General features: G+C 55.6%; 5 protein-coding genes and 1 pseudogene. 5 read left to right on the top strand and 1 reads right to left on the bottom strand.

Going from position 1 to position 3,614, the window contains the following annotated elements; all coding sequences use genetic code 11:
* From AC222A_RS18900 to AC222A_RS18880, 5 genes and pseudogenes are all read left to right on the top strand, one after another.
* Nucleotides 1-371: pseudogene (locus AC222A_RS18900) on the top strand (nitrate ABC transporter substrate-binding protein); the annotation flags it as partial.
* Nucleotides 371-1,201 carry a nitrate ABC transporter permease gene (gene ntrB / locus AC222A_RS18895; RefSeq protein ID WP_372758154.1) on the top strand — a complete coding sequence of 277 codons (831 nt, stop codon included), beginning with the start codon at nucleotides 371-373 and terminating at the stop codon, nucleotides 1,199-1,201. The pseudogene AC222A_RS18900 and the gene ntrB, both read left to right, overlap by 1 nt.
* Nucleotides 1,202-1,203: 2 nt before the next feature.
* Nucleotides 1,204-2,091, top strand: coding sequence for an ABC transporter ATP-binding protein (locus tag AC222A_RS18890; protein ID WP_372758153.1), 888 nt, complete (start codon nucleotides 1,204-1,206; stop codon nucleotides 2,089-2,091).
* 13 nt (nucleotides 2,092-2,104) lie between these two features.
* Nucleotides 2,105-2,545, top strand: coding sequence for a cyanase (cynS, locus tag AC222A_RS18885; RefSeq protein WP_372758152.1), 441 nt, complete (start codon nucleotides 2,105-2,107; stop codon nucleotides 2,543-2,545).
* 44 nt (nucleotides 2,546-2,589) lie between these two features.
* Entirely contained in the window at nucleotides 2,590-3,063 is a 474-nt protein-coding gene (locus tag AC222A_RS18880) for a nuclear transport factor 2 family protein (protein ID WP_372779746.1), read from the top strand.
* Between the two features lie 13 nt (nucleotides 3,064-3,076).
* Here AC222A_RS18880 and AC222A_RS18875 read toward each other — a convergent pair.
* A partial coding sequence (locus AC222A_RS18875) for a DJ-1/PfpI family protein (RefSeq protein ID WP_486775452.1) occupies nucleotides 3,077-3,614 on the bottom strand: 538 nt, incomplete at its 5' end.

Below are 3,614 nucleotides of genomic sequence, written 5' to 3'. Positions count from 1 at the left end.
TCTCGCCAAAGAACTACCTCAACCAACCCGAAGTTGTGGTCAAGCAGGTGCTCACCGGGCGCTATGTGGACGGGCTGGAACGCAAAGTTCACAACGTGCCTGACCGAATCGACTTTGATCCCTTCCCCTGGCATTCAATGGCAGTGTGGATACTGACCCAGATGAAACGCTGGGGCTATATCAGTGGCGATATCGACTACAACAAGATCGCGGAAGAGGTCTACGTGGCATCGGAAACTGCCGACGTGATGAAGAGTCTTGGCTATACCCCGCCCAGCAAGACCTACGAAAACTACACGATTATGGGCAAGACTTTCGACTATACCCAGCCGGAAGCCTACATCAATAGTTTTGCAATCAAGAGGTCCTAATGGCTTTATCTATCAACGTGCGCGCCACACTGCTGTCTGTCATTCTGCTGACAGTCATGCTCGGTCTGTGGGAAGCACTTAATCAGCCCCCGGAAGCCTCCGGGGAACTCTCCGAGTATGAGCTGCTGATGGGCGGCGCGGAATCAGAAGCCCGCGTTCCGCCACCCTCTCAGGTCATTTCACACGCGATCAACGAACTGAGCGACCCTTTCTATGACGCGGGACCCAATGACAAGGGTATAGGTATACAGCTCGCGTACTCTCTCTACCGGGTGATGGCGGGCTACTTAAGCGCAGCGCTTATCGCGATCCCGCTGGGTTTTGTCATTGGCATGTCACCAATGTTTTACAAGGCGCTGAACCCTTACATACAGGTGCTACGGCCCATCTCGCCGCTGGCTTGGATGCCGCTTGCACTGTTCATCATCAAAGATTCGGAAAAGTCCGCTGTCTTTGTGATTTTCATCTGCTCCATCTGGCCCATGCTGATTAACACCGCCTTTGGCGTTGCCAACGTACGCAACGACTGGATCCGTGTTGCGCAGACCCACGAACTCGGGTCCTTGCGCACCGCTTTTCAGGTAATCCTGCCAGCCGCGGCACCCACTATTCTGACCGGCATGCGCATTTCCATCGGCATCGCCTGGCTGGTGATTGTCGCTGCCGAAATGCTCGTCGGTGGCACCGGTATCGGCTACTACGTGTGGAACGAGTGGAACAATCTGGACCTTAACAGTGTGATCTTTTCCATCCTCATGATTGGGGTGGTGGGCATGATGCTGGATGTCGCGCTGGGCGCCGTAGCACGCCTAGTGCAGTACGAGGAGTAATCATGAACCAACGATTTATCAGTGTCGAAAAACTATCCAAGGCATTTCCTGCCAAGGATGGAGAGCTTGTTGTCTTTGACGACGTGAACATCAGCCTCGATAAGGGGGAGTTTGTCTGCATTATTGGCCACAGTGGCTGCGGAAAATCCACCATTCTCAATGTGCTCGCGGGGCTCGACAGCCCCAGCAGCGGCGGCGTCATCATGGACGGCAAAGAAGTGGCCGGCCCCAGTCTGGAACGTGGCGTGGTATTTCAAAACTACAGTCTGATGCCCTGGCTTACCACGCTGCAAAACGTAAACTTCGGTGTGCGCGCTCGCTGGCCTGAATGGAACAAGGAGCAGGTCAATGCCCACAGCCGCAAATTCCTCGAACTGGTGGGGCTGTCGCACTCACTGGACAAAAAACCGTCGCAGCTTTCCGGTGGTATGCGGCAACGGGTGAGCATCGCCCGCGCCTTTGCCACCAATCCTAAGTTGTTATTGCTGGATGAACCGTTTGGCGCGCTGGACGCACTCACTCGCGGTGTCATCCAAGATGAGCTGCTCAAAATCTGGAGCGAGACCCACCAGACAGTCTTTATGATCACCCATGATGTGGACGAGGCCATCTTGCTGTCCGACCGGATACTGCTGATGACCAACGGACCCGGTGCGCGCGTTGCCGAATCGGTGCGCATCAATCTGCCGCGGCCGCGCAATCGTGCCACCATCATCGATCATCCGGACTACTACAAAATCCGCAACCACTTGGTTAACTTCCTGGTATCTCGCTCCGGCGAACGTCCCGATGACGGCACCAGAAACGTAGACCCAACCGAACCTAAAACCCCCGACACACCCGCATCAAGCGAAAGTAGTGTTATTAGCTATGAGCGCGCCGCGCGCTAACCAAGGAGAAACTATGGATAAAGTAACCATGACGGAAACCATCGTCGCCGCCAAGCTTGCCAAAGGTGACAGCTGGGAAACGATCGGCAAGGCACTGGGCATGTCCCCGGTCTGGGTGACGTCTGCCTGCCTCGGGATGAACAGCGCACCGCCGGAAAAAGCAGCAGCCATTGCCGAATACCTCGGTCTCGGCCCCGAGGTTGCCACTGCACTGGAGGCCTTCCCCACCAAAATATGGGATCAGGCCGTACCGACAGACCCATTGATTTACCGCCTATATGAAGTCGTGGGTGTCTACGGTGAGACGCTGAAAGAAGTGATTCAGGAAAAATTTGGCGACGGCATAATGAGCGCAATCGATTTCTCCATGGAAGTCGACAAGATTGAAGACCCGAAAGGGGATCGTGTGCTGCTGACCTTGAACGGCAAATTTCTGCCCTACAAATCCTGGTAAACCGTCGGCGCACTGGCGCCGAACTTATCCTAAAGGAGAACGCGATGGCTGATGCAACCCGCCCGCCGCTGCCACCATTTGATTATGACAGCGCAGTCGACAAGGTTCGACGCGCGGAAGATGCGTGGAACAACAGGGATCCCGAGCGGGTTGCTCTTGCGTATTCGGCTGATTCACGGTGGCGGAATCGCACCGAATTCCTAAATGGTAGGGCGGAGATTGTCGCATTTCTGCAGCGCAAGTGGCAGCGCGAGCTCGAATACCGGCTTATCAAGGAGTTGTGGGCCTTTGGCGACAGTCACATTGCCGTGCGCTTTGCTTATGAATGGCGTAATGATGTCGGCAACTGGTTCAGGGCATATGGCAATGAGAACTGGTCGTTTAACGAAGCAGGGCTGATGACGATTCGCCACGCCAGCATTAACGACCTGCCCATCCAAAACGATCAGCGATTGTTTCACTGGCCAAGCGGGCCGCGACCGAAGGATCACCCCGGCCTGAGTCAGCTTGGACTTTAGTAAACCCGGGCTGTCAGCCTTGCCAGTCAAAGTCCATCTGCCGTGCCGTCTTTTCTGCCAGCGCGCGGCTGTGCAGGCGCTCTACCAGATGCAGGCTCATATCAATTCCCGCCGAAATCCCGGCCGACGTAATCAGTGTGCCTTCGTCTAACCAGCGCACGTTTTCCTGCACTGGTATTTGCGGAAATTGCTGTCGGAAATCGGGAATATCTTCCCAGTGTGTCGTTACACGCTTGCCAGCACAGACACCCGCCTGGGCCAGCAGAAAGGCACCGGTACAGACCGAAGCGACGATTGATATCTGCCCAGCCTGAGTCGCAATCCACTCGATGACTGGCGTATTGGTCATTTCGTCGGTGTGTACGCCGCCAGCAACGATCAGCACATCCAGCGGTGGGTGGATGTCCATCGCATAATCCGACACCACCCGATAGCCCGCTCGGGCTACAATCTGCCCACCGGACTGGCTGATGAGGCTGACCGCAAAGGGATCATCGTCAGGACAAACCCGCGAGGCGGTACTAAATACTTCAAAGGGCCCGGAGAAATCC

This window comes from Litorivivens sp. (genome assembly GCF_057445395.1).
This window is presented reverse-complemented; position numbering and strand designations above follow the sequence as displayed.